Annotated in this window: 21 protein-coding genes; 6 read left to right on the top strand and 15 right to left on the bottom strand. The window is 63.6% G+C overall.

The features are described from left to right. Positions 1-23 precede the first annotated feature (23 nt). From QFZ88_RS15445 to QFZ88_RS15425, 5 genes are all read right to left on the bottom strand, one after another. A complete protein-coding gene (locus QFZ88_RS15445; RefSeq protein ID WP_024924226.1) occupies positions 24-1,682 on the bottom strand; it encodes an FAD-binding dehydrogenase in 1,659 nt (552 codons plus the stop codon). Between the two features lie 68 nt (positions 1,683-1,750). Then, complete coding sequence (locus QFZ88_RS15440) at positions 1,751-2,737, bottom strand: Gfo/Idh/MocA family protein (protein WP_024924227.1); 987 nt, start codon at positions 2,735-2,737, stop codon at positions 1,751-1,753. 100 nt (positions 2,738-2,837) lie between these two features. Next, positions 2,838-3,419 (bottom strand): YceI family protein, encoded by a 582-nt coding sequence (locus QFZ88_RS15435; protein WP_024924228.1) that lies wholly within the window; start codon positions 3,417-3,419, stop codon positions 2,838-2,840. Positions 3,420-3,491: 72 nt separating this feature from the next. Then, positions 3,492-4,079, bottom strand: coding sequence for a cytochrome b (locus QFZ88_RS15430; RefSeq protein WP_024924229.1), 588 nt, complete (start codon positions 4,077-4,079; stop codon positions 3,492-3,494). A gap of 44 nt (positions 4,080-4,123) precedes the next feature. Further along, the gene (locus QFZ88_RS15425) at positions 4,124-5,014 is read right to left on the bottom strand and encodes a LysR family transcriptional regulator (protein WP_024924230.1); all 891 of its coding nucleotides are present in this window, start codon (positions 5,012-5,014) and stop codon (positions 4,124-4,126) included. A 96-nt stretch (positions 5,015-5,110) separates the two neighbouring features. On the opposite strand from QFZ88_RS15425, the gene QFZ88_RS15420 reads away from it, so the two are divergent. Further along, on the top strand, positions 5,111-6,106 hold the full coding sequence (locus tag QFZ88_RS15420; protein WP_024924231.1) for an aldo/keto reductase: 996 nt from the start codon (positions 5,111-5,113) through the stop codon (positions 6,104-6,106). A gap of 68 nt (positions 6,107-6,174) precedes the next feature. Here QFZ88_RS15420 and QFZ88_RS15415 read toward each other — a convergent pair whose 3' ends face one another. The 10 genes from QFZ88_RS15415 to infC all read right to left on the bottom strand — a co-directional run bounded on the left by QFZ88_RS15415 (position 6,175) and on the right by infC (position 15,190). Further along, positions 6,175-6,777 (bottom strand): nucleotidyltransferase family protein, encoded by a 603-nt coding sequence (locus tag QFZ88_RS15415; protein WP_024924232.1) that lies wholly within the window; start codon positions 6,775-6,777, stop codon positions 6,175-6,177. Positions 6,778-6,883: 106 nt separating this feature from the next. Next, positions 6,884-7,891: a Tim44 domain-containing protein gene (locus QFZ88_RS15410; protein WP_024924233.1), complete on the bottom strand. Its 1,008-nt coding sequence runs from the start codon at positions 7,889-7,891 to the stop codon at positions 6,884-6,886. A 244-nt stretch (positions 7,892-8,135) separates the two neighbouring features. Next, positions 8,136-8,978: an aldo/keto reductase gene (locus tag QFZ88_RS15405; protein WP_024924234.1), complete on the bottom strand. Its 843-nt coding sequence runs from the start codon at positions 8,976-8,978 to the stop codon at positions 8,136-8,138. A gap of 14 nt (positions 8,979-8,992) precedes the next feature. Next, positions 8,993-11,398, bottom strand: a complete 2,406-nt coding sequence (gene pheT / locus QFZ88_RS15400; RefSeq protein WP_024924235.1) for a phenylalanine--tRNA ligase subunit beta — start codon at positions 11,396-11,398, stop codon at positions 8,993-8,995. Continuing rightward, positions 11,395-11,826 carry an ASCH domain-containing protein gene (locus QFZ88_RS15395; protein ID WP_024924236.1) on the bottom strand — a complete coding sequence of 144 codons (432 nt, stop codon included), beginning with the start codon at positions 11,824-11,826 and terminating at the stop codon, positions 11,395-11,397. Before QFZ88_RS15395 ends, pheT begins: the two co-directional genes overlap by 4 nt. After that, the gene (pheS, locus tag QFZ88_RS15390; protein WP_081766873.1) at positions 11,823-12,962 is read right to left on the bottom strand and encodes a phenylalanine--tRNA ligase subunit alpha; all 1,140 of its coding nucleotides are present in this window, start codon (positions 12,960-12,962) and stop codon (positions 11,823-11,825) included. Before pheS ends, QFZ88_RS15395 begins: the two co-directional genes overlap by 4 nt. A 111-nt stretch (positions 12,963-13,073) precedes the next feature. Continuing rightward, positions 13,074-13,475, bottom strand: a complete 402-nt coding sequence (rplT, locus tag QFZ88_RS15385) for a 50S ribosomal protein L20 (RefSeq protein WP_024924238.1) — start codon at positions 13,473-13,475, stop codon at positions 13,074-13,076. 33 nt (positions 13,476-13,508) lie between these two features. Then, the gene (rpmI, locus tag QFZ88_RS15380; protein ID WP_024924239.1) at positions 13,509-13,712 is read right to left on the bottom strand and encodes a 50S ribosomal protein L35; all 204 of its coding nucleotides are present in this window, start codon (positions 13,710-13,712) and stop codon (positions 13,509-13,511) included. Between the two features lie 170 nt (positions 13,713-13,882). Beyond that, positions 13,883-14,524, bottom strand: a complete 642-nt coding sequence (locus QFZ88_RS15375) for a methyltransferase family protein (RefSeq protein ID WP_024924240.1) — start codon at positions 14,522-14,524, stop codon at positions 13,883-13,885. 129 nt (positions 14,525-14,653) lie between these two features. Then, positions 14,654-15,190, bottom strand: coding sequence for a translation initiation factor IF-3 (gene infC, locus QFZ88_RS15370; RefSeq protein ID WP_081766874.1), 537 nt, complete (start codon positions 15,188-15,190; stop codon positions 14,654-14,656). Between the two features lie 229 nt (positions 15,191-15,419). On the opposite strand from infC, the gene QFZ88_RS15365 reads away from it, so the two are divergent. The 5 genes from QFZ88_RS15365 (at position 15,420) to QFZ88_RS15345 (ending at position 19,209) form a co-directional block, all read left to right on the top strand. Beyond that, positions 15,420-16,190, top strand: a complete 771-nt coding sequence (locus QFZ88_RS15365; protein ID WP_024924242.1) for an alpha/beta hydrolase — start codon at positions 15,420-15,422, stop codon at positions 16,188-16,190. Continuing rightward, entirely contained in the window at positions 16,190-17,353 is a 1,164-nt protein-coding gene (locus QFZ88_RS15360; RefSeq protein WP_024924243.1) for a benzoate/H(+) symporter BenE family transporter, read from the top strand. The genes QFZ88_RS15365 and QFZ88_RS15360 overlap by 1 nt, the downstream gene beginning before the upstream one ends. A 190-nt stretch (positions 17,354-17,543) precedes the next feature. Next, positions 17,544-18,008 (top strand): DUF2852 domain-containing protein, encoded by a 465-nt coding sequence (locus QFZ88_RS15355; protein WP_024924244.1) that lies wholly within the window; start codon positions 17,544-17,546, stop codon positions 18,006-18,008. A gap of 94 nt (positions 18,009-18,102) precedes the next feature. Continuing rightward, on the top strand, positions 18,103-18,861 hold the full coding sequence (locus tag QFZ88_RS15350; RefSeq protein ID WP_024924245.1) for a M48 family metallopeptidase: 759 nt from the start codon (positions 18,103-18,105) through the stop codon (positions 18,859-18,861). Between the two features lie 171 nt (positions 18,862-19,032). After that, a complete protein-coding gene (locus QFZ88_RS15345; protein WP_161773087.1) occupies positions 19,033-19,209 on the top strand; it encodes a hypothetical protein in 177 nt (58 codons plus the stop codon). Positions 19,210-19,264 lie beyond the last annotated feature (55 nt).

Raw genomic sequence — 19,264 nt, 5'->3', positions numbered from 1 at the left:
AGCCCCGTCGCGACGGTGATTTGTCAACGCACGCCCTTGGCGGTAGCGCGGCCGGCGCCGCGGCCCGAGAAGATGCAGCCGCCGAGGAAGGTGCCTTCGAGCGCGGCATAGCCATGCACACCGCCGCCGCCGAAACCGGCCACCTCGCCAACGGCATAAAGGCCCTCGACCGGTTGGCCGTCCGCACCCAGCACACGGCTGTCGAGATCGGTCTGCAAGCCGCCCAATGTCTTGCGGGTGAGGATGTTCAGCCGCACCGCGATCAGCGGTCCGTTGGCGGGATCGAGTATCTTGTGCGGCTTGGCGGTACGGATCAGCTTGTCGCCGAGATAATTGCGCGCGCCGCGCAGTGCCATCACCTGCATGTCCTTGGAGAACGGATTGTCGAGCTGCATGTCGCGCGCCCGGATTTCGCGCTCCACCTGGCCGATATCAAGCAAGGGTTCGCCGCCGGCCAGCCCGTTCATGCGCGCAACCAATGCCGGCAATTCGCGCTCGACAATGAAGTCCTCGCCCTTGTCGAGGAAGGCTTTTACCGGCCCCGGAATGCCGGAGGTGGCGCGCCCGATCACCTGGCGCCAGCTCTTGTTGGTCAGATCGGGGTTCTGCTCGGAGCCTGAAAGCGCGAACTCCTTGCGGATGATCTTCTCGGTCAGGATGAACCATGAATAGTCGAAGCCGGTCTTCATGATATGGGCGAGCGTGCCCAGCGTATCGAAACCGGGATAGAGCGGCACCGGCAGCCGCTTGCCGCGCGCGTCCAGCCAGATCGACGACGGGCCGGGCAGGATGCGGATGGCGTGATCGGTCCAGATCGGCGCCCAGTTCCTGATACCTTCGACATAGTGCCACATGCGGTCGCGGTTGATGATCGAGCCGCCGGCGCTTTCGGTGATTGCCAGCATGCGCCCGTCGACATAGTCGGGCACGCCGGTGATCATGCGTTTCGGCGCCTTGCCGAGCCGCTCCGGCCAATTCCTACGGACCAGATCGTGATTGCCGCCGATGCCGCCGGAAGCCACGATGACGGCTTGCGCCTTGAAGGCGAAATCGCCGGCGACAGTGCGCGCGCTCTTATGACCGCGCTCGACGCTGCTTTCCTCCAGAACCTCGCCGCGTACGCCATCGATCGCCGTGCCGCTTTTCGTCAGCTCGCTGACGCGATGACGGAATTTGAAGGTAATCAGCCCCTGCTTCTCGGCCTCGCGCACCCTCAGGACGAAAGGTTCCAGCACGCCCGGGCCCGTGCCCCAGGTGACGTGGAAGCGCGGCACCGAATTGCCGTGCCCCACCGCATTGCCGCCGCCGCGCTCGGCCCAGCCGACGACGGGAAAGAACTTGATGCCGCGTTCGGAAAGCCAGGCGCGTTTCTCGCCGGCGGCGAAGCCGACATAGGCCTTGGCCCATTCGCGCGGCCAATGATCCTCGGGACGATCGAAGGCGGCCGTCCCCAGCCAGTCCTCGAGTGCGAGATCGTGGGAATCGCGGATGCGCATGCGCCGCTGTTCGGGCGAATCGACCAGGAACAGGCCACCAAACGACCAGAAGGCCTGCCCACCGAGCGATTGCCGCGGCTCCTGGTCGACGATGATGACCTTCTTGCCCGCCTCAGCGAGTTCGGCAGCGGCAACCAGCCCGGCAAGGCCGGCACCGACGATGATGACATCTGCGTCGTAGGCCATCGTTCCCCTCCCATCCAGCGCCTACGCCCAGCCCGTTCTCCATCCCGGCCGGCCGTCGCGTGTCGTCGTCAGACCGTCTCCCAGCCGTCTTTGTCGCCAGCGCGGAAGATTGCGTCGATGACCTTCTGGTTCGACACGGATTCTTCCAGCGTGAACACGCGATCCTTGCCGCCGCGCGCCGCGCGCGCGAAAGCCTCCGCTTCGAGCCGATACTGCTGCGTGCCCGGAAAGCGGAATATCTGGGCCTCGGTATGGTTGTGGTTGTGCAGCTCGATACGATGATGATCGTAAGCGCCAGCATTGAAAGGCGCGGCCACTTCGATGAAACCCGCGTCGCCGTGGAACACCATCGACTGGCGCCCGGCCATCTGCGTCGAGACGTAGAAGGACAGTTCGAAGTCGCCGAAATCGGCGCGTACCGAGGAATAGACGTCCGTGCCGAACGCCTTGTCGCGCTCGATGCTGGCCTGGACGCGCAGCGGTTCCTTGTCGGTCGTGAACCGTGTCGCCACCGTCGGGTAGACGCCGATATCCAGCAGGCCGCCGCCACCCAGCGCAAGCTGGTTGCGCATGTTGGTCGGGTCGACGTTGAAATAGGTGAACGCGCCCTGGACATGGCGCAAGCGGCCGATCGCACCGTTGGCGATCAGATCGCGCACCTTGATCCACTGCGGGTGGTAGATCACCATGAACGCCTCGCACACCAGCACATTGTGCTGGTTGCGCAATTGGATCAGCGGCAGGATGTCTTTTGCATCGAGGGCCAAGGGCTTTTCCACCAGGACATGCTTCTTGGCCTTGATCGTCTTGGCGGTCCATTCGACATGCTGCGAGGTCGGCAACGGAATGTAGACGCCGTCGATATGCGGCGAAGCCAGCAACTCGTCATAAGAGCCGAAGGCATGCGGCGCGCCGAACCGGTCAGCCAGGGCCCTCGCCTTGGCGACGTCGCGGCTGGCAACTGCCGTCAGCACGCCATTTTCGGAATCGGCAATGGCCGGCAGCACCTGCTCGCGCCCGATCTTCGCCGTCGACAACACTCCCCACCGGAACATCGGGCCTCGCCTTACAAGATTCGACGGTGGCGAGATTTGCCCGAAACGCAGCGAAAAGCCAGTGCCGTTGGGGTGGGTCGCAACAGGCCAGGAGCAGAATCTAACCGCGCCGGCCGGCAAGCATCATGTCGAAATCGACGACGTTGGAATAGAGCGGCGTGCCGACATCCATACCATAGCGCGAGCGCAGCACTTTGCCGGTGACATGGAACTGGATACCGCCGGCGCCCGATGATTTGAGTTCGGCAACGAACTTTTCCGGCATTGTCCGACCCCGCGCCGTCAAGCTGCCGGTGATCAATGCGGAGGTGTCGCCGGTCCGCCTTACGCTATCCGAACGGAAGCGGATTTCCGGTGAATTGGCCGCGTCGAAGACGGCGTCAGAACGCAGGAAAGCATCGATGCGCTGCTCGCCAGTGGTGACGCTGGCCGGGAAGATGGTGATATCGACTTCCGAGTGGCCGGCATCGCCACGGTCGATCCTGATGTTACCGGAAAAGTGGGCGAAAGCGCCGGCGAGGCTGCCGCCGCCGGCCTTGCCGATCGAAAAGCGGATGTTCGAACCGGCCTGGCTGATGGTGTAGCGGCCGGCGGCTTCACCGAGCGATATGGCAGCATGGGCGGCGGATATGGCGACCGCAGCCGTGGCGATCGCCGCGATAGCCAGACTGCGGGTTCGCATGAGAGTTTCCTCCATGGCCGCCCGACCAGCAGGCCGGCGGCATTCGACATGTCAACGCCTCGTCGCCGGCGCCTATTCCGACTTGCGGCCATCACACCGGCGTGAAGGCGAAATCATGCGGACCAGAACACTATCCCGCCGCCAGAAATGGTGATGCAGCGCGGCCAGGACATGCACCCCAATCAGCGCCATGCCGACGTAAGCGAGATAGGCATGCGTCGCCGTCCAGAAATTCTCGGCGGCCTCAGAGGAGCCGAACGGCAGGTTTGGCATGACGAACAGACCGAAGGGCATGCTGGGAATTTCCAGCACCGAGACCGAGACCAGCGCCCAGCCAGTGAGGGGCAAGGCGAGTTGCAGCGCGTAAAGCGCGAAGTGAGCGATCGGTGCCACTAGCCGTTCGAGCCGCCCCGTGCCGGCGGGCAGTTCAGGCATCATACTCGTCAGCCGCCAACCCAGCCGCAACACCACAACGCCGAGGAGCAGGAACCCGAGCGATTTGTGCAACTGGATCAGTTCGAAGGCGGTACGCTGGCTCGACAATTTCGTCATGACGATCCCAAGCGCCAACTGAGCGATGAACAGCACGCCAACGGTCCAGTGCAGCAGGATCGTGATCCAGCCGTAACGGGTCGGTGTGTTTCGGATTAAGGACGTCATGGCTTGCAAACGACCGTCGCATCGCCGTTCTTCCACCAGGCAGGCTACTCCCGCCAGCGAAAAAAGTCGACGAAAGCGCGGAGCGCCGGACGCATCTGACGGCGGCTTGGATAGTAGACGTAGAAACCGTCGAAGGGTGGGCACCAGTCTTCCAGGACGCGCACGAGCGCGCCGGATGCCAGTGTGTCCTCGACATAGTCCTCGAAGACGAAGGCAAGGCCGGCGCCGTCGACGGCCGCCTGGACAATCGAATCGTCGATACCGAGGATCAACGGCCCTTGCACAGGCAGTTCGATCTCCTCGCCGCCTCTGGCGAATTCCCAGCGATAGAGCACGCCGCTGGAAAACCGGAAGCGGATGCAACGATGCTCCAAAAGGTCGCGAGGGTGTCGCGGTTTGGGCATCGTCGCGAAATAGGAAGGTGCGCCAACGACCGCACTGCGGATTTGCGGACCGATACGCACGGCGACCATGTCCTGCTGCAGGCTTTCGCCAAGACGCACGCCGGCATCGAAGCCACCCTCGACCACGTCGGTGAAACGGTCCTCGATGGCAATGTCGAGAACGATATCGGGATAGGCCAGCGTAAAGGCGGCAAGCTTGGGAGACAGCACCAGCTTCAAGGCGGTTCGAGGCACGGTCAGTCTCAAATTGCCGGCCGGCCGGTCGCGTACCTCGACGGCCGCCTCCAGCGCCAGATCGATTTCGGAAAGGGCCGGCCGCAGGCGCTCTAGCAACCGGGCTCCTTCCTCGGTAGGCGCGACCGAGCGTGTGCTGCGCGCGAGCAGCCGCACGCCGAGACGGGCCTCCAGGCTGGAAACCGCATGGCTCACCGCTGACGGCGCGATGGCCAGATCCCTGGCGGCGCCACGAAAGCTGCCCTTGTCGGCAACGGCGGCCAGAACGGCCAGCTGGGCGAAATGCGTTCGATCCATTGTTCTAAACTTTAGAATAGATCGTGCGATTATGCACTCGTTATCGAACACCTAGCAAGGCGCTATTTCCATCGCATCGCAACAAGGAGAACCGCGATGCAAAAGCGCAAACTCGGAACTGAATTGACTGTCTTTCCCGTCGGCCTCGGCTGCATGGGCATGAGCTTTGCCTATGGCGGGCAGGAAGAAGCCGATGCCATCGCGACACTGCACCGTGCCGTCGACATCGGCGTCGACTTCTTCGACACGGCGGAGGTCTACGGTCCCTACGAAAATGAAATCCTGCTCGGCAAGGCGCTGAAGCCGGTCCGCGACAGGGTGAAGATCGCCACGAAGTTCGGCTTCAAGATCTCCGAGACCGGCAAGGGCGCCGAACGCATCGCCGGCGTTGACAGCCGTCCCGAACATGCCAAGGCGGTGGCCGAGGCTTCGCTGCGCCGGCTGGATACCGACGTGATCGACCTTTATTACCAGCATCGTGTCGATCCCAACGTACCGATCGAAGACACGGTCGGCGCGATGGCGGAACTGGTGAAGGAAGGCAAGGTGCGAGCGCTCGGTCTTTCGGAAGTGAGCGCCGCCACCTTGCGGCGCGCGCACGCCGTGCACCCGATCGCCGCCGTGCAAAGCGAGTATTCGCTGTGGAGCCGCGATCCGGAGCAGGGTGTCCTCGATGTCTGCCGCGAACTCGGCATCGGCTTCGTACCCTACAGCCCGCTCGGGCGCGGCCTGCTGACCGGCGCGATCCGCAAGCCGGATGAACTGGGCAATGACGACTGGCGCCTGACCTTGCCGCGCTTCCAGCCGGAGGCCATGGATGCCAACGCGAAGGTGGTGGCGACGCTGGAGCGTTTCGCGGCGGAAAAGGGCGTCACCGCCGCGCAGCTGGCACTCGCATGGGTGCTGCACCAGGATGACTTCATCGTGCCGATCCCCGGTGCGCGCAAAATCGGTCACCTGGAACAGAATACCGCTGCGGCGGGCATCGCGCTTAGCGAGACCGAAGTCGCCGAGATCGGCAATGCGCTGTCGCCCGACAAGGTGATTGGCAAGCGTTATACGGAAGCGGGCTTCGCGCTGGTCAACGGCTAGGCAGAACTGAAATTTGGAAATGAGAGGGGCGCTTCGGCGCCCTTTTTCTCATGCCGGGTGCAAAGACGTCACCAGGGCATGACACTGAGCTCGGGCCACAATGCCACGGCGCGCCTGCCCTTCGCCTCATGGGTTTCGCGATTGTCCGTGACGCGGTTCGGCACAATGCGGAAGGAAAAGATATCGTCGAGACCGAAGGGCGCCGTTACCGCGAGCGTGGCGGTCGAGGTCAGCCGCACGCCGACCGAGTGTGTTCGCGACGCAAAATGGTCGAGGGGTTCAGCGCTCGAACGATAAGCAGGGCAGGTCCGGCCGAAACGATCCGGATACCAAAGATGCACGCGGGCCTGATTGCGGACCTCGACCGGAAGCGGCAAGCCCGCGAAGTGCCGAGTCGCACGGCGGATGATGACATCCTCGGCGTCATAGGAAAGATCGGAGCCATCGCAATAGAAGAGGTCGATGTCCTTGATGCCATAGCCGGCCGGCCGGCCGGTCAAGCTGTTCCACACCGTATTGTAGATGGCGCCGGAGACGATCATCCCGTCCGGCAGGTCGAGATCGCGTGCGCGTTCAAGCGCTTCCCACACGATCGGATCGGCCCGCAAGATCAAGTCCAGCGCGGCCACCTGCTCGGCAAAGGGCAGGCCGGAATGACGCAGATGGTTCATGCGCCCGACATGACGGCGATTCGATGCTTCGGGCAACGCGCTACCCTATCGAAAAGGCTGCGGCCCGCGAGATTTCGCGGGCCGCAGGGACTATCGGGATTGGGGTCTAGGCGGATGCTTCCTGGATCGCGGACAATTTCCAGTCGCCGTTGCGCGGGCGGGTGAAGGTCCACAGCTCCGTCGTTTCGGTTGGCTTCTCGTCGCCCTTCACCACCTTGCCGGTCGTCCGATCACGCATCACGTCGATGGACTCATAACGGAAGGCGGCCGTGGCGTAATCCTGACCATCCTCGCGCCAAGCTTCGGCGACGTCGGCCTGAACCAGATGCACGTCGGTAACATCGTTGCGCTGCCCGTGCTGGGCATTCTCGGCCAGTTCCTCCGAGAAGTAGGAGACCATCTCCGGCGTGGTCAGCCGGCGCAATCCTGCATGGTCCTCCTTTGCGAAGGCGGTCTGGACTTCACCCAGCATGCGCTCGAACACGTCGAGGTCGTCCTTGGTCAGCTCGATGTCCTGCGGCTGCGCTGCGGGCTGCGTTCCAAAACCTGGAATGCTGAACGAGCCAGCCCGGCCGTTGCCCGCCGGAGCCTCGTCATGCGCGTCGCGATTTGCGGTGCGTCCGAACGCGTCGCGCGGGTCGGAGCCGCCGATGGCTGGTCCCGCGGCCGTTGCCGGCGCGGCACGCGAACGGAAGAAGCGCAGAGCCAGCATCACCAAGAGGCCGACCAGCAGAAGCTGCACGATGAAGCCAAGCGCGCCGGCCATGCCGCCGAAACCATAACCCAGCAGCGCGCCGAACAGGCCGCCGATCAGAATGCCGCGCATCAACGAACCGCCAAGACCACCGAAGAGGCCGGGGCGCTGTTGCTGGACCATTCCTGGCTGCGGCTGCCGGGTGGTCGCGGTCGGCCCGGTATTGGGCGTCATGCTGCGCTCGACCGGAGCGGTCGGGTTCGGCGCAGTGCGCGTGGCCGGTGCCGACTGGAACGTACGCGTGCCGCGGCTGCCAAAACTGCCGCCGCGCCGTGCATCGGCAAAATCAGTGGATACCAGGGTGAAGGCCATCACGAACGTGGCCAAGAGTGCAAAGGCACGGGTCTTTCCAGAGATCATCGGGTCCTTCTCCCACCAACCCGCTCCGGTGACTTGCTAAGCGGGCCCAGTTAAGCGGTCCGACATCACGATCGCGCATAGCGCAAACGTCAGAGGGGCCCGGTCCGCGCTCGGGATGTGGGAGCCGCCGATGCGGTTTGCAAGAGCTCGTGCGAAGAAATCGCCGCGACAATCTCGCCTTGGCAGAAGCCAGCCATTCGCGAGAGCGGCGATTGTCCGGCAAGCACCAGAAACGCACTCGACCTCAGATCATCTCCAGCGGCGTCTTGCGGCGCGGCGGCGGGAAGACGGCGTCGAGTTCCGCTAGGTCGGCGGCGGTCAATCGCAAGTCGGCTGCGGCACGATTGGCGCGGATATGTTCCGGCCGTACCGCCTTCGGGATGGCGATGACGCCCTCGTGGCGCAGGACCCAGGCCAGCGCCACCTGCGTGGTGCTGACGCCGTGACGTCTTGCGATCGCGGCAAGCCTGTCGTCGCTCACGAACCCACCCTGGCCGATCGGCGAATAGGCCATCACTGGGATACCCGCGCGTTGCGAGGCCGACAAAAGGTCGAACTCGATACCGCGACTTTCCAGATTGTAGAGCACCTGGTTGGTCTGCACGCCGGCGCCGCTAGGCACGCCGGCCAGTTCGCGCATATCGTCGGTGTCAAAATTGCTGACGCCCCAATGGCCGATCTTGCCGGCAGCCTGGAGGGTCTCGAAAGCCTCGACCGTTTCGGCCAGCGGCACGCCGCCGCGCCAATGCAGCAGGTAAAGATCGATACGGTCGGTGCCGAGCCGCTTCAGGCTGGCCTCGCAGGCAGCAATGGTGCGCTGGCGCGAGGCATTCGACGGCAGCACCTTGGAGACCAGGAAGACTTCATCGCGACGGCCGGCGATCGCTTCGCGCACCACCTCTTCGGCACCGCCCGAAGCATACATTTCCGCCGTGTCGATCAGGCTCAGGCCGAGATCGAGGCCGAGCCGTAGCGCCGCCACTTCGTCGGCAGGGCGGCGCTTATCCTCGCCCATATGCCAGGTGCCTTGCCCCAGCACTGGAACATCGATGCCGGCGGGAAGGCGCGTGGTGCGGATCGCCGGCATCTTTTTCTCCTTGCTTAGGTGCGCAGCACGCCCCCGGTCTGCTTGGCGACGTTTTCGACGACGCGCTTGGCGAGCGCTTCGAAATCCTCGTCGGTCAGCGTCTTTTCCACCGGCTGGATCGAGACCTCGATGGCGATCGACTTCTTGCCGGCGCCCAGCGCCGCCCCTTCGAACACGTCGAAGACGGACACGCCGGTGATCAGCTTCTTGTCGGCGGCCAGTGCTGCGCGCGTCAGCGTGCCGGCCTCGACCGTCTTGTCGACGACGAAGGCGAAGTCGCGCTTTACCGCCTGGAAGGCAGAAAGCTCCAGCTTCGGCTTGGTGCGGGTCGGCTTGGCCTTAGGCTCCGGGATGGCGTCGACGAACACTTCGAAGCCGCAGAGCGGGCCGGAGGCGTCGAGCACTTCCAACGTGCCTGGATGGAACTCGCCGAAATGGCCGAGCACCACCTTGGGGCCGAGCTTGATGACGCCGGAGCGACCCGGATGATACCAGGACGGCGCACCCGTCTCGATCTGCAGCCGGTCGACTGGTGCACCGCAGGCTTCCAGCACCGCGATGGCGTCTGCCTTGGCGTCGAACACGCCGACGCCCTGAGCGTTACCGGCCCAGTGGCGGCCTGAACCATCAAGCTTCGCCGTGCCGCGGCGCACGCCGGCGGCAACGCGGCGCTGGGTTTCAGCGGTGTCGCCCTCATAGGTGCCGGAGACTTCGAACAGCGCCACGTCGCCAAAGCCGCGGTCGGCATTGCGCTGCGCTGCCGCTACAAGACCCGGCAGCAGCGAGGGCCGCATGTCGGACATGTCGGCGGCGATAGGGTTCGCCAGTTTGAGGCTGGGCTGACCGCCGCCGAACAATTCGGCATGCCTGGCCGGGATGAACGACCAGGTGACGGCCTCCATCATGCCGCGCACCGCCAGCGCACGCTTGGCGGCGCGGGTGCGGATCTGCAGCGTGGTCAATATCTTGCCGTTGACGACACCATGGCTGGAAAGCGGCTGCGGCAAGATCTCGTCGACACCATGGATGCGCATGACCTCCTCGACCAGGTCGGCCTTGCCGTCGACATCCGGACGCCAGGACGGCACGGTGACGTCAACCACATCGCCATCACCCTTCACGCCAAAGCCGAGACGGGTGAGGATATCGAGGCTTTCGGCCTTCGGCACGTCGATGCCGGTCAGGCGCTTCACCTCGGAGATCGGGAAGGAGACGACCTTCGGCTGATGTCCCGCATAACCGACCACCTCGGTCGCTGCCGGCTCACCGTCGCAAAGATCGAGCACCATTCTCGTCGCGAGATCGAGGCCAGGCACCATGAATTCAGGGTCGACGCCGCGCTCGAAACGGTAGCGCGCGTCGGTTATGATGCCGAGTTCGCGGCCGGTGCGGGCGGTGGCGATGGGGTCCCACAGCGCCGATTCGATCAGCACGTCGGTGGTGCTCTCGTCGCTGCCTGTATGCTCGCCGCCCATGACCCCGGCAATGGAATCGGCGCCCTTGTCATCGGCAATGACGCACATGTCCGGCGTCAGCGTGTATTCGCGCTCGTTGAGCGCTAATACTTTCTCGCCGTCCCTCGCCCTTCGCACCACCAGATCGCCGGTGACTTTCTTCAGGTCGTACACATGGAGCGGCCGACCGCGGTCGAAAGTAATGTAGTTCGTGACATCGACCAGCGCGTTGATCGGCCTCAGACCGATAGCGATCAGCCGCTGCTGGAGCCATTTTGGCGACGGGCCGTTCTTGACGCCGCGCACCAGACGCAGCGCGAAGCCAGGGCAAAGCTCTGGCGCTTCGATCCTGACCGTGACGGGAGTTTCGCCCTTGCCGGCAACCGGTTCGACCGGCGCGGTTTTCAACTTGCCCAGGCCGGAGGCGGCCAGATCGCGCGCGATTCCGTAGACGCCAGTCGCTTCGGGATGGTTCGGCGTCAGGTTGATCTCGATGACCGGATCGTCGAGATGCGCGTAGGCGGCGAAGGACGTGCCGACCGGCGCATCGGCCGGCAGGTCGATGATGCCGTTGTGCTCGTCCGACAGTTCGAGCTCGCGCTCGGAACACATCATGCCGTGGCTCTCGACGCCGCGGATCTTGCCGACCGACAAGGTGACATCGATGCCGGGCACATAGGTGCCGGGCGCGGCAAAGGCACCGATCAGGCCGGCACGCGCATTGGGCGCACCGCATACGACCTGAACGGGGGCGCCGGCGCCGGTGTCGACGGTCAGTACCTGCAGCTTGTCGGCATCGGGGTGTTTCGCGGCCGTCAGCACCTTGGCGATGACAAAGGGCTTCAATCCCGCCTTGTCGTCGACCGCCTCGACCTCGAGGCCGATCGAGGTCAGCCGCTCGACGATGTCGGCCAGCGTGGCGTCGGTTTCGAGATGATCCTTGAGCCAGGAGAGGGTGAATTTCATGAGTTCACTCGTTTCGTGTCGTTGCGGTCGAGCGTTTCCACCAGCCGGAACCGCTCGCAAACCAAAATCATGTCGGGCGAAAAGCCGCCATTGCGGGCGAAATAAGCCTCGTGGGCCTGCCGCCAATAATCATAGGACAGATCGCCTTCGCCCTCGGCCGCTGCGAAGGCGGCGTCAACTTCGTCGAAGCGCCTGAACTCCACCGACACGGTCTCGATGACGGCCGCCCGGCGGCCCTGGCCGTCCAGCACGACGTCGCGGCGCCCGACCTCAGGCACCGGTTCGTGATCGCCGAAGTCGCGCAGCGCGCCGCAGGTCGCGGTCTTGCGGCCCGCCAGCACCAGCGCCAGCAGCTCGTCCTTCAGTTCCGGACTGTCGCCGAAGGCGAAGGTCACGGCATTGGCATAAGCATCGGCGACCGCAATCATGCGCTGAGGCCACCGAACAGCGTCGGCATGTCGAGCGGGCGGAAGCCGTAATGCGACAGCCAGCGCACATCCGCATCGAAGAAGGCGCGCAGGTCCGGCATGCCATATTTCAGCATGGCGATGCGATCGATGCCCATGCCCCAGGCAAAGCCCTGATATTCGTCGGGATCGAGCCCGCCGGCGCGCAACACATTGGGATGGACCATGCCGCAGCCGAGGATCTCCATCCAGTCGTTGCCTTCGCCGAAGCGCACTTCGCCCGGCCTGGAGCGGTCGCACTGAATGTCGACCTCGAGGCTCGGCTCGGTGAACGGGAAGAAGGATGGGCGGAAGCGCATCTTCAGGCTCGGCACTTCGAAGAAGGCCTTGCAGAACTCTTCCAGCACCCAGCGCATGTTGGCGACATTGGCCGTGCGATCAATGACCAGCCCTTCGAGCTGATGGAACATCGGCGTGTGGGTGGCGTCCGAATCCATACGGTAGGTCTTGCCCGGGATGACGATGCGGATCGGCGGCTTCTGCGCCTCCATGGTGTGGATCTGCACCGGGGAAGTGTGCGTGCGCAGGAGCTTGGCCTCGTTGCCCTCGGCCGCCTGCAGGAAAAAGGTGTCGTGCATTTCGCGCGCCGGATGGCCGGCCGGGAAATTGAGCGCGGTGAAATTATAGTGGTCGGTCTCGATGTCCGGACCTTCGGCGATGGAAAAGCCCATGTCGCCGAAGATGGCGGCAATCTCGTCGATAACCTGGCTGATGGGATGGATGCGGCCGCGCTCGGCCGGCGACTGGCGCACGGGCAGTGTAACGTCGACCGTCTCGGCGACGAGGCGGGCGGCCACGGCCGCGTTCTTCAGCTCGGCCTTGCGCTCGCCGAGCGCCTCGGAGACCCGGTTCTTCAGGCCGTTGATCGCCGGACCCTTCGTCTGCCGCTCCTCGGCAGTCATGGCGCCCAGCGTCTTCAGAAGCTCCGAGACGGAACCCTTCTTGCCGAGCGCGGCGACGCGCACGGCCTCGATCGCCTGCTCGTCGTCGGCGGCGGCGATCTCGGCCAGCAGCGCGCTCTCCAGAACTTCAAGATTTCCAGCGGTGGCGTTCACAATGAGACTCTTTCGATCGGGACCAGGCGGTAGCGATTTCATGCTACCGGATAGCCATAGTTGTTGCTTTGAGCGCGACAAAAGAAAAACCCGCGCCAGCCGTGCCAGCGCGGGTTTCCCAAATCAAGTCAGTGATGCTTGGGAAGGCGCTGGTTAAGCAACAGCGCTTTCAAAAGCATTCGGGGTGGTGTTCTTGAGGTACTCAAGAGCAACCTTGGCCTTGCCGACGAGTACGGCGAAAGCCTGCGGCTCGTGGATGGCCATGTCGGACAGGACCTTGCGGTCGATCTCGATGCCAGCCTTGTTGAGGCCGTCGATGAAGCGGCCATAGGTCAGGCCGTGCTCGCGGACAGCGGCGTTGATACGCTGCACCCAGAGAGCGCGGAAATTGCGCTTGCGAGCCTTGCGGTCGCGATAGGCGTACTGCAGCGACTTCTCGACCGCCTGCTTGGCGATACGGATGGTGTTCTTGCGACGGCCGTAGAAACCCTTGGCGGCTTTCAGGACCTTCTTGTGCTTGGCGTGAGCGGTGACGCCTCTTTTTACGCGTGCCATGTCATGATCTCCTTAATTGGGGCGCAGCCGGGCTCAGAGGCCGTTCGGCAGAAAATTCTTGATGACCTTCTTGCCATCCGGTTCAGCCAGAACCATCGTGCCGCGGGCATCGCGAATGAACTTGTTGCTGCGCTTGATCATGCCATGGCGCTTGCCGGCCGCAGCCGACTTGACCTTGCCGGTCGCCGTGATCTTGAACCGCTTCTTGGCAGCGGATTTGGTCTTCATCTTGGGCATTTTGCTACTCCTTTGCGAGGGCTTGAAGCACCTCTTGTTGTTGTTCCCGGGCCGACCAAAGCCTGGAAAGCAAATGAAACCGCCACGGCATGCCCTGCCGGGCGGTTTTTCTGGAACGCGGCCCTATACTGCAAAGACGCCGGTCGCGCAATCCCCGCCAAGCCGCGACATCAAGGCAAATGGAAGAGAACCGGCACGGTTCCCGAGGCCTGCGCGGAATCGATGACCTCGAAGAACGGCAACGCAACTAGGAAGACCAATCCATCCAAAAGGGTGTTGAGCAGCAGGCGCGGCTTGAACGAACCGGTGTCCCCCTCCTGGTAGAGCGAGAAGTTCGGGATGAAACGCGGCACGCGGTCCAGATAGGCCTTGTAGGGCTCGCCAAGCGCTTTCTTGAGGAATTTCTCCTCACGCAGGATGACGAGATGAAACGCCGCCGCACAGACAACGCCGAAGGCGACCGTGACGACGATCGAACCCATCTGCGCGCCGACACCGACCGCAGCCATGGTCGAAAAGACATAGAGCGGGTTGCGGGTGATCGAATAGGGGCCGCCGGTGACGACACTGTCCGACTTGCGCCCGCCGATGTAGAGCGTCGCCCATAACCGGCCGACGATACCAAGGAAGATGAGAAGCACGCCGATCATCTCGAGAAATTCGTGCACGAAGGTTGCGGGCGGGAAAGTCGCCTGCCCGAACAAAAGCGTGACGAACATCAGGACAATGACGACCGCAAGCACGAGGCGGCGCATGGACTGATAGACGCCAAGCGCACGCCTAGCTTCCGCGTCCGGGATTTCATTGTCCATGTGAGGGTCCGATCGTCCCTGCGTGCCGAGATCCGAGGCGACAAACCACCCAGTTACGGCAGGAAAAAGGCGCTCCGCCGACCGGAGCGCCCTGATTAGCTAATATACTTGAACCTGGCCGCTACGCCATCAGCGCGGCGCCAGCACCATCATCATCTGGCGGCCTTCGAGCTTCGGCTCGGCTTCGACCTTGGCAATGGTGGCGACTTCCTCGCGTACCTTGTTGAGAAGCTGCATGCCGAGTTCCATATGGGCCATTTCGCGACCACGGAAGCGCAGCGTCAGCTTGACCTTGTCGCCTTCCTCGAAGAAGCGGCGCACCGCGCGCATCTTCACGTCGTAGTCGTGGCTGTCGATGTTGGGGCGCATCTTGATCTCCTTGATCTCGATGACGCGCTGGTTCTTGCGAGCTTCGGCCGCCTTCTTCTGGTTGGCGTATTTCAACTTGCCGAGGTCGAGGATCTTGGTGACGGGCGGGATAGCGTTCGGCGAGATCTCGACCAGATCCAGCCCAGCCTCCTCAGCCAGCTGCAATGCCTCGTTGATGGAAACGTCGCCGCGGTTCTTGCCTTCTGCGTCGATAAGCTGGACGCGGGGGACGCGGATGTCCCGATTTGCGCGCGGGCCATCCTTCGTCGGCGCCGCTGCTTTGAAAGGTCTGCGAATGGTCGTGGTCTCCTCGAGCCGTTAGCGTTCTAAAAATTCAGTCCGGTTTTGCTGTGGCGCGTCAATGTGGTGAGCGCGCGGCGCGAGTCAATAGCATAGGCGCGACAACAAATCACCTGTTCAGGCAATTCTGCGCTGCTGTTGCTTTCTGATCCAAGCGAAGAACAAAGCGGGCCCTTTTCGCATCGCTTCAGCCATGCCAAAAAACGCAGCCCACAGGAACCCAGCCATGCAGCCGTCCGCTCCCGAATTCCTCGACGTCGACGGCGTACGCATTGCCGTGCGCCATCAGTCGGGCAAGGCGCCGGGCGTGGTTTGGCTCGGTGGCTACAAGTCGGACATGCTGGGCACGAAGGCGGAGGCGCTGGCCAATTGGGCCTCCGGCAGCGGTCACGCCTTTCTGCGCCACGACTATTCCGGCCATGGCGAGTCCGGCGGCGATTTCGCCGACGGCACCATCTCGACATGGCTTAGCCAGAGCCTGGCCGTGTTCAGGCGCTTCACCGAGGGCAAGCAAATCCTGGTCGGTTCGTCGATGGGGGCGTGGATCGCGCTGCGCATGGTGCAGGAACTGCGCAAGGCCGGCGAAGATCGCATTGCCGGATTGGTGCTTCTGGCGCCGGCGCCAGACTTCACCGCCGAACTGATCGAACCGGCACTGACCGACGGGCAGCGCCGCGACCTGATCGAAAAGGGTTTCTTCGCCGAACCGTCGGACTATTCCGACCAGCCCTATATCTACACGCGCGCGCTGATCGAGGACGGCCGCTACAATCTCGTCATGACCGGCCCGATCGACACGCACTGCCCGGTCCATATCATCCAGGGGCTGGCCGATCCTGATGTTCCCCATGCCCATGCGCTGAAGCTGGTCAGCCAACTGCCCGCCGACGATGTGACCCTGTCGCTGGTGCCCGAGGGCGATCACCGGCTGTCGCGGCCGCAGGACCTGGACCTTTTGGTGCGCGCGGTCGAAGCGCTGATCGAACGAGCCGCCTGATGCGTATCTCCATCCCCATTTCGGCTTTCGTCGCAGCCATTGTCGGTTTCGGCGGGACGCTGGCCATCATCATCGCGGCGGCCAATGCGGTTGGCGCCACGCAATTGCAGACAGCCAGCTGGGTTACAGCTCTTTGCATTGCCATGGCGGTGGAGAGCCTGTGGCTGTCGTGGCGCACGAAGATGCCCATCATCAGCGCCTGGTCGACGCCGGGCGCAGCGCTGATCGCCGCCTCCAACGGCTTCTCGATGGGCGAGGCGGTCGGTGCATTCCTCATCGCCGGTGCGTTGCTGGTGCTGACCGGCCTGTTCAAGCCGCTGACCCGGCTGATCTCGAAAATCCCCGCTTCGGTGGCTTCGGGCATGCTGGCCGGCATTCTGGTCAGCTTCGCGCTCAATGCGGTCAAGACCATTCCCGTCGACCCGTGGCTGGTGTTGCCGCTAATCGCCGCTTTCTTCTTGATCCGCCTGTGGAACCCGGCTCTGTCGGTGTTGGCCGTGCTGATCGGCGGCGGACTTGCCGCCTTCCTCACCGGTCGCGTCGGCGGCCTGCCGACGCCGGAACTATCGACCTTGACGTTGATTGCGCCCGTCTTCACCGCTCAGGCGGCGATCGGGCTCGCCTTGCCGCTCTACCTTGTCACCATGGCCTCACAGAACCTTTCCGGCCTCGCCGTGCTGCGCGCCGCCGGCTACGATCCGGAACCCGGCCCGCTGATCTCATTCACCGGTCTGGTCTCGGTGATCCTGGCGCCATTCGGCGCCTCGACCTCCAACCTGGCTGCGATCTCGGCGGCCATCTGTACTGGACCGGACGTTCATCCCGACCCGGCGGAACGCTGGAAAACCGGACCTTTCTATGCGCTCGCATATGTCGTCTTCGCCATTTTCGGGGCTTCGCTGGTCGCCATCTTCGCCGTGCTGCCGCAAAGCCTAATCGTGCTGGTGGCCGGACTTGCGCTGATGGGGCCGCTGACCAACGCGCTGACCATTTCGCTGAAGGACGAACACGACCGCATGGCCGCCACCACGGCCTTCGTCGTTACCGCCTCGGGGCTGACCCTGTTCGGGATAGGAGCGGCATTCTGGGGACTGGTGGCCGGGCTCGTCGTTGTCACGCTCGACTATCTCAAACGTGCGGCGGCGGGACGAACGGTTCGATAATAAACGCGGCTAAAAGCCAAACAAAAGCCGCGTTTCGGCATTGCCGGCTTGGCCGCAACGCAGAAAGGCTTGAGGCTTTACAGATACTTGTCCGGTTCCCACCCACCCATTCTTGAACGGACTGCCCGCCACTCCCATTTCGAAATGCAGCAGCCGGATGCGGCTGCCTCCAACCGAAGGAACGGGAGAAATGAACACGACTGCACTGATCCGCCCGGCCTGGACGCCGGCAACCATCGCACTGATGGTTCTGGGCTTCGTGGTGTTCTGGCCGCTGGGCCTCGCCATGCTCGCCTACATCATCTGGGGCGACCGGCTCGACGGCTTCAAACGCGATGTCAACAAGGCTACTGACGGCATCTTCGCCGGCTGCCGCCGTGGTGCCGACAAGGCCCATCGCTGGGGTCACAGCTCCGCCCGCACCGGCAACGTCGCCTTTGACGACTGGCGCGACAAGGAACTGGAACGCTTGGCCGAAGAGCGCCGCAAGCTCGATGAGGCTTTGGCCGAGTTCGACGACTATGCGCGAGAGCTTCGCCGCGCCAAGGACCAGGAAGAGTTCGACCGCTTCATGGCCGCCCGCAACAAGCCGACCACGCCGACCACCACCACGAAGCCCGCCAAGGGCAAGGGTACCAACCTGCTCGACGACTGAGCCGGCCCATCGCCTGGAAAACCAAGCGGCGTCGCCCCGAGCGACGCCGTTTCTTTTTTGTTCTGCGAGCGCTCGAATCAATTATCTTCCGGCCATGTCTTTCGCCTTCTTCCGCAATCTGACCAAGCCGACGCCGTCTCCGATAGAGGAGCGCGAACATCATGTGGCCGGCCGCACGCTGCCTTTGCGCATCGTCGAGAATGAGCGGGCGCGGCGCCTGACGCTCAGGATCGATGCCGGCGGGCAGAGCCTGCGCATCACCGTGCCGCCAGGCCTGCGCCGTGGCGAGGTGGAGAAATTCCTCGACCGCCACCAGGGTTGGCTGGAACAGAGGCTGTCCAAGGTGCCGGAACGGCCACAGGTCAGGCCCGGCATCAAGATTCCATTGCACGGCGTCCCGCACCTGATCGTGCACGAGCCCGGCAAACGCGGCACGGTGGTGTTGGGCGCGGACGAGACCGGCCCTACGCTGGTGGTGCATGGCGACCGGCTGCATCTGCCGCGGCGTATCGCCGACTTCCTGAAGCGCGAGGCCAAGCGCGACATCGAAGCGCTGGTGATCAAGCACACCGGCGCAATCGGTCGTCGGGCCAAGAACATCCGCTTCAAGGATACGTCGAGCCGGTGGGGATCATGCACGGCCGACGGCAGCCTTTCCTTTTCATGGCGCATCATGATGGCGCCGGCACCGGTGATCAATTACCTGGTGGCGCACGAGGTGGCGCATCTCAAGGAGATGAACCACGGCCCGAAATTCTGGAAGCTGTGCGAGGAACTCTGCCCGGACACGGAGCGCTGCAAGGCCTGGCTGAAGAAGAACGGCGCCGCTTTGCAGGCGATCCAGTTCGACTAGGTACGGTCACGGCTCGATGACGAGCCAAACCACAGGCTCGGCCGGCGCAGCCGGCCCGAGCGGCAATGCCGAAAATGTGATGATGTCCGCCATTGCTCCGCCGCGGTCACATCTTCAGCTTCATATCGTCGGTGCTATCCAGCCGATATGGCCCTTGCCGGTGTGAAGTCCATGAAGATCAATCGCTTGGAAATCGCTCTCGTCGCAAGCTGCATCGCTCTGGTGCTGCTGCTGGTCGCGGTGGGGATCGACATCGTCTCGGGGCAGCTGTCATGGATCCATCTGGTGCTGCTCTTCCTCACCATCGGGTTCTTCCTGAGCACCGTCACGCGCTACGCCAGCCGCTAGCTGCTTGATGACCGGCGGACAGCAACAGCCTCACTTTCCCCAACGTAAGCTGTTC

Source organism: Mesorhizobium sp. YL-MeA3-2017 (assembly GCF_030814575.1).
In the GTDB taxonomy this organism is placed as follows: Bacteria; Pseudomonadota; Alphaproteobacteria; order Rhizobiales; family Rhizobiaceae; genus Mesorhizobium; species Mesorhizobium terrae.
This window is presented reverse-complemented; position numbering and strand designations above follow the sequence as displayed.

Excerpts from the sequence above, each read along its gene's own strand:
- QFZ88_RS15445 (WP_024924226.1), bottom strand. The coding sequence starts at position 1,682 with ATGGCCTACGACGCAGATGTCATCATCGTCGGTGCCGGCCTTGCCGGG.
- QFZ88_RS15440 (WP_024924227.1), bottom strand. The coding sequence starts at position 2,737 with ATGTTCCGGTGGGGAGTGTTGTCGACGGCGAAGATCGGGCGCGAGCAG.
- QFZ88_RS15435 (WP_024924228.1), bottom strand. The coding sequence starts at position 3,419 with ATGCGAACCCGCAGTCTGGCTATCGCGGCGATCGCCACGGCTGCGGTC.
- QFZ88_RS15430 (WP_024924229.1), bottom strand. The coding sequence starts at position 4,079 with ATGACGTCCTTAATCCGAAACACACCGACCCGTTACGGCTGGATCACG.
- QFZ88_RS15425 (WP_024924230.1), bottom strand. The coding sequence starts at position 5,014 with ATGGATCGAACGCATTTCGCCCAGCTGGCCGTTCTGGCCGCCGTTGCC.
- QFZ88_RS15420 (WP_024924231.1), top strand. The coding sequence starts at position 5,111 with ATGCAAAAGCGCAAACTCGGAACTGAATTGACTGTCTTTCCCGTCGGC.
- QFZ88_RS15415 (WP_024924232.1), bottom strand. The coding sequence starts at position 6,777 with ATGAACCATCTGCGTCATTCCGGCCTGCCCTTTGCCGAGCAGGTGGCC.
- QFZ88_RS15410 (WP_024924233.1), bottom strand. The coding sequence starts at position 7,891 with ATGATCTCTGGAAAGACCCGTGCCTTTGCACTCTTGGCCACGTTCGTG.
- QFZ88_RS15405 (WP_024924234.1), bottom strand. The coding sequence starts at position 8,978 with ATGCCGGCGATCCGCACCACGCGCCTTCCCGCCGGCATCGATGTTCCA.
- pheT (WP_024924235.1), bottom strand. The coding sequence starts at position 11,398 with ATGAAATTCACCCTCTCCTGGCTCAAGGATCATCTCGAAACCGACGCC.
- QFZ88_RS15395 (WP_024924236.1), bottom strand. The coding sequence starts at position 11,826 with ATGATTGCGGTCGCCGATGCTTATGCCAATGCCGTGACCTTCGCCTTC.
- pheS (WP_081766873.1), bottom strand. The coding sequence starts at position 12,962 with ATGAAATCGCTACCGCCTGGTCCCGATCGAAAGAGTCTCATTGTGAAC.
- rplT (WP_024924238.1), bottom strand. The coding sequence starts at position 13,475 with ATGGCACGCGTAAAAAGAGGCGTCACCGCTCACGCCAAGCACAAGAAG.
- rpmI (WP_024924239.1), bottom strand. The coding sequence starts at position 13,712 with ATGCCCAAGATGAAGACCAAATCCGCTGCCAAGAAGCGGTTCAAGATC.
- QFZ88_RS15375 (WP_024924240.1), bottom strand. The coding sequence starts at position 14,524 with ATGGACAATGAAATCCCGGACGCGGAAGCTAGGCGTGCGCTTGGCGTC.
- QFZ88_RS15365 (WP_024924242.1), top strand. The coding sequence starts at position 15,420 with ATGCAGCCGTCCGCTCCCGAATTCCTCGACGTCGACGGCGTACGCATT.
- QFZ88_RS15360 (WP_024924243.1), top strand. The coding sequence starts at position 16,190 with ATGCGTATCTCCATCCCCATTTCGGCTTTCGTCGCAGCCATTGTCGGT.
- QFZ88_RS15355 (WP_024924244.1), top strand. The coding sequence starts at position 17,544 with ATGAACACGACTGCACTGATCCGCCCGGCCTGGACGCCGGCAACCATC.
- QFZ88_RS15350 (WP_024924245.1), top strand. The coding sequence starts at position 18,103 with ATGTCTTTCGCCTTCTTCCGCAATCTGACCAAGCCGACGCCGTCTCCG.
- QFZ88_RS15345 (WP_161773087.1), top strand. The coding sequence starts at position 19,033 with ATGAAGATCAATCGCTTGGAAATCGCTCTCGTCGCAAGCTGCATCGCT.